General features: G+C 59.1%; 4 protein-coding genes, 1 other RNA gene and 3 pseudogenes. 4 read left to right on the top strand and 4 right to left on the bottom strand.

Annotated elements, in window-relative coordinates; all coding sequences use genetic code 11:
• Window positions 1-138: 138 nt before the first annotated feature.
• Window positions 139-579, top strand: a pseudogene (locus tag J7360_RS20785) (plasmid stabilization protein); the annotation flags it as partial.
• 45 nt (window positions 580-624) lie between these two features.
• Window positions 625-978, top strand: a complete 354-nt coding sequence (locus J7360_RS20780; RefSeq protein ID WP_209034721.1) for a hypothetical protein — start codon at window positions 625-627, stop codon at window positions 976-978.
• Between the two features lie 237 nt (window positions 979-1,215).
• Here J7360_RS20780 and J7360_RS20775 read toward each other — a convergent pair.
• Window positions 1,216-1,440: pseudogene (locus J7360_RS20775) on the bottom strand (IS3 family transposase); the annotation flags it as partial.
• Window positions 1,441-1,607: 167 nt separating this feature from the next.
• Between J7360_RS20775 and J7360_RS20770 the strand changes: the two are divergent.
• A complete protein-coding gene (locus J7360_RS20770) occupies window positions 1,608-2,039 on the top strand; it encodes a DUF3757 domain-containing protein (protein ID WP_057663003.1) in 432 nt (143 codons plus the stop codon).
• A gap of 61 nt (window positions 2,040-2,100) precedes the next feature.
• Here the strand turns inward: J7360_RS20770 and J7360_RS20765 are convergent.
• Window positions 2,101-2,176, bottom strand: a non-coding RNA gene (locus J7360_RS20765) — sX9 sRNA.
• Window positions 2,177-2,285: 109 nt separating this feature from the next.
• On the opposite strand from J7360_RS20765, the pseudogene J7360_RS20760 reads away from it, so the two are divergent.
• Window positions 2,286-2,563: pseudogene (locus J7360_RS20760) on the top strand (hypothetical protein); the annotation flags it as partial.
• Window positions 2,564-2,700: 137 nt separating this feature from the next.
• Here the strand turns inward: J7360_RS20760 and J7360_RS20755 are convergent.
• Together J7360_RS20755 and J7360_RS20750 are read right to left on the bottom strand one after the other, a co-directional pair.
• Window positions 2,701-2,982, bottom strand: a complete 282-nt coding sequence (locus J7360_RS20755) for a type II toxin-antitoxin system YafQ family toxin (protein ID WP_017158383.1) — start codon at window positions 2,980-2,982, stop codon at window positions 2,701-2,703.
• Entirely contained in the window at window positions 2,969-3,238 is a 270-nt protein-coding gene (locus J7360_RS20750; protein WP_017158384.1) for a type II toxin-antitoxin system RelB/DinJ family antitoxin, read from the bottom strand. Before J7360_RS20750 ends, J7360_RS20755 begins: the two co-directional genes overlap by 14 nt.
• Between the last annotated feature and the right edge of the window lie 106 nt (window positions 3,239-3,344).

Raw genomic sequence — 3,344 nt, 5'->3', positions numbered from 1 at the left:
GACAGAGCCACCCGCTGGCTATGGACGTACAACCACGAGCGTCCGAATATGGCGCTCGGCGGCATCACGCCTGCCATGAAGTTGGCGATGGCCGCTTAGCTCCACTTCTGGCGACCGCTAAAAGTGGGGGGATTACCCCACGAAGAGTTCGACTACTACGTCGTTCCCACCGTTAGCGAGAAGAAGCAGCAAGCCGATACGCTAAGTACTATCAGGACACTCACCAGCCTCGGCGTGCCGGCGAAGAAAATCCGCGTGGTGTTCAACAAGGTCGAGCTGGAAGACGCCAACGACGTGCCGCGCCTGTTTCGGATGATCTTTGGCCTGCACGAAGAAACCAAGAGCTTCACGCTGCGACCAGAAGCCGTGGTCTTCAAGAACGAGATTTTCGACCGGCTGCGGACGCTGAAAAAGACCGTCTCGGAAATCGTGGCCGATGAAACGGACTATCGGGCAATGCTTCGTGAAGCCAAGGACGAGGACGCCAAGGCGCACGCGATCAACATGATCTCGGCGAAGTGGCTCGCCAAGTCGGCTAACAAGAACCTCGATGATGCCTACAAGGCGTTGTTCAAGTGAGGAGGCGTCATGGGGAGTCACGTATCCACGGCCCGCGAAGCGCTCATGGCCGAGCTGCTGCAAGATGCCGACGCCATCGTGCGTCGCTTCGAGCAAGCAGATCAGGCGCTGGCCGGAAAGATCGAGAAGGCAATCACGGACGCGGCCGGCAAGGCGTTCCTGGCCGCCAAGCTCACTTTCGAGTCGGTCATCGACAAGAACGCCGAAAAGCTGACCGAAGCTGGCCGACACGCGGCCGCGCAGATCGGGAATCAGCTCAACAGCGGCGCGGCGCAGCTCGTCACCGCGCATGCGGCCCTTGAGAGCAAGGCGCGGCGGTTCGTGCTGCTGCTGGCTGGGTTCGCATTTGTCGCCGGCGTGGTGGGCGGCTTCGTTGGGGCCAAGCTGGCCGGGATGTAAGACTGTCACCAGCACTTTTAATCTGACCCACTTCCCTGTCACGGTTGCTGACCCGGTATGAGGCCAGTGGTAACGTCAAGGCGCTAGCGCTGATCATCAGGATGTCGCCGGCAGCCTGGCGGCACATCCTGCTCAACGGGCATTACACCTTCCAGAGCGACGGCAAGATGATCGACCTGGATGCGCTTGTGGCGGGGTTGGAGTTTGGGTGACGGAATTTTCTGGGCTTACAACCCCTTCCAGCGCCTTCATCCGCGTCGGCTCGTCCGTCGTCAGCCCCTGACGCTTGCCGGCATCACGCTCGGCCTGACGCACCCAGGTGCACAGCGTCTGCGACGAACAACCAATCTTCCCGGCAATCGATTCGATCGCCGCCCACTGCGGGCCGTACTCTCCTTGGTGCTCGCGCACCAGCCCAATCGCCCGCTCTCGCACTTCCAAGGAATACATCGTCTTGCTCATGGCCCCATCTTCTCAAGAGTTGGAGCCTCCCACATTCCCGGGGCGGTTCACTTTTTTTCGTATGGCGCGTTGTCCTTTCGGAATTCTGGATACATCTACGCAGCCGACAATCGGATAGTCAATCCTCATTGACGTCATATCCATAGCGTCTCAATCAGGAGAAACAGATGTATCGCAAATCACTGGTGATGATGGTCGCGTTGGCCGCTATGGCGGGGAGCGGCGCTGCCGTAGCCCACGATATCAATCAATCGTGTCCGGACCTGCACAGTGTTCGTATCGCCAAGTCCAAGTCCGTCGAAGGCGACACCTACACCACGAGTCCGACCTCCAATGGCAATCCATGGATCGGGGTCAATCCACCTGAGGCAAACGATGTCGAGCCACGCGACCTGAAATTTACTTCGGTATCTATCGTCAACGACCAATATCTGATCGCCTGCGATTACGCCGGCCCGGGTCTTTCCGGATTGCGCATGTCGCTGAAACTGAAAAAGACAGCGCAGCCTGTCGGCGCAAGCTGGGTGCAAGACCCGAACCTTTCGAACGTGTTGACCTGCACAGATAAGGATCTGAAGCGTTGCGCGTTCAAGCTCTGAGTGCGGATGCGGCGCCGGCACTGAACTGTTGCAATACCGTTCGGATCGCTCCTTCAGGAACTGCTAACACTATGTAGCGAGCAGTCGTCGGGTGGGTGTGGACGGCGCGAAGGAAACGAAATGTGCAGGTGGCACATCCTGATTCCGGGGTTGTAAGCCGGAACCCCAGAAAAATCCGTCTCTCATTTCCAGCCGCCATCGCATTCGTCCCAGAACGAACCGGTTGCCTCGTTCTTGACACTCATGATCGAGAAGGCAACCACGGATGCGGCCGGCAGGCATTCCTGGCCGCCAAGCTCACTTTCGAGTCGGTCATCGACAAGAACGCCGAAAAGCTGACCGAGGCTGGCCGACACGCGGCCGCGCAGATCGGGAATCAGCTCAACAGCGGCGCGGCGCAGCTCGTCGCCGCGCATGCGGCCCTTGAGAGCAAGGCGCGGCGGTTCGTGCTGCTGCTGGCTGGGTTCGCATTTGTCGCCGGCGTGGTGGGCGGCTTCGTTGGGGCCAAGCTGGCCGGGATGTGATACGCCGGTTTCATTTTCAGAAGACGACTGCGCGGAATATCAGGAGTCGGCTGCACTGCCTGTGGGAGCTATTTTTTTTGGCGCGTTCCATGTGCAGAACAGCGTCAATCAATCGTTTGACGGACAACGGGCGGGCCTCAGCCGAAAAGCTCGCTGTGCGAGCCAAGCCGTGCCAGTCGCAGGGTGTCGGGGTCGGACTTGCGGTAGATCAGCAGCAAGTCAGGCTTGATGTGACATTCCCGATAGCCCGCCCAATCGCCGGAAAGATCGTGATCGCGATAGCGTGCATCGGGAGGCTGATCGGTCGCCAGTGCGACCAACACCGGCTTGATCGCGTCATCAAGCGTGGCGCGATGCTGCCCCTTGGCTTCCCGCTTGTAGTCGCGCTTGAAAGCGGATGAACGGTCAATCGTCCGCATGCAAATCCGCCATCAGGTCGTCCACATTGGCGAACTTCTTACCCTTGCCTGATTCCAGTTCGGCAATCGCCTTTTTCGTGGTGGTGTTTGGTACCTTCACATCGAAGGGCAGGCGGTGTTCGTCGGCAATGCGTAGCATCAGCAGGCGGATAGCATCAGAGATCGACAGCCCCATTGCTTCGAGCGCACTAGCGGCACGTTCCTTGGTGGCGGTGTCGATGCGGGCGCGGACGTAGGTATCGGCGGTAGTGCTCATGGTAGTTCTCCGAGATCGTTTCAAGCACCGAAATTGTAGTCACAATGCGACCACGATGCAAGGCTGCATCGCGGGGTTGTAAGCCGGAACCCCAGAAAAATCCGTC

Origin of the sequence: Xanthomonas sp. D-99 (assembly GCF_017746145.1) — a bacterium.
GTDB classification, from domain to species: Bacteria; Pseudomonadota; Gammaproteobacteria; order Xanthomonadales; family Xanthomonadaceae; genus Xanthomonas; species Xanthomonas cissicola.
Note: the sequence above shows the minus strand (reverse complement) of the source record. Positions and strands in the feature narration are given on the sequence as shown.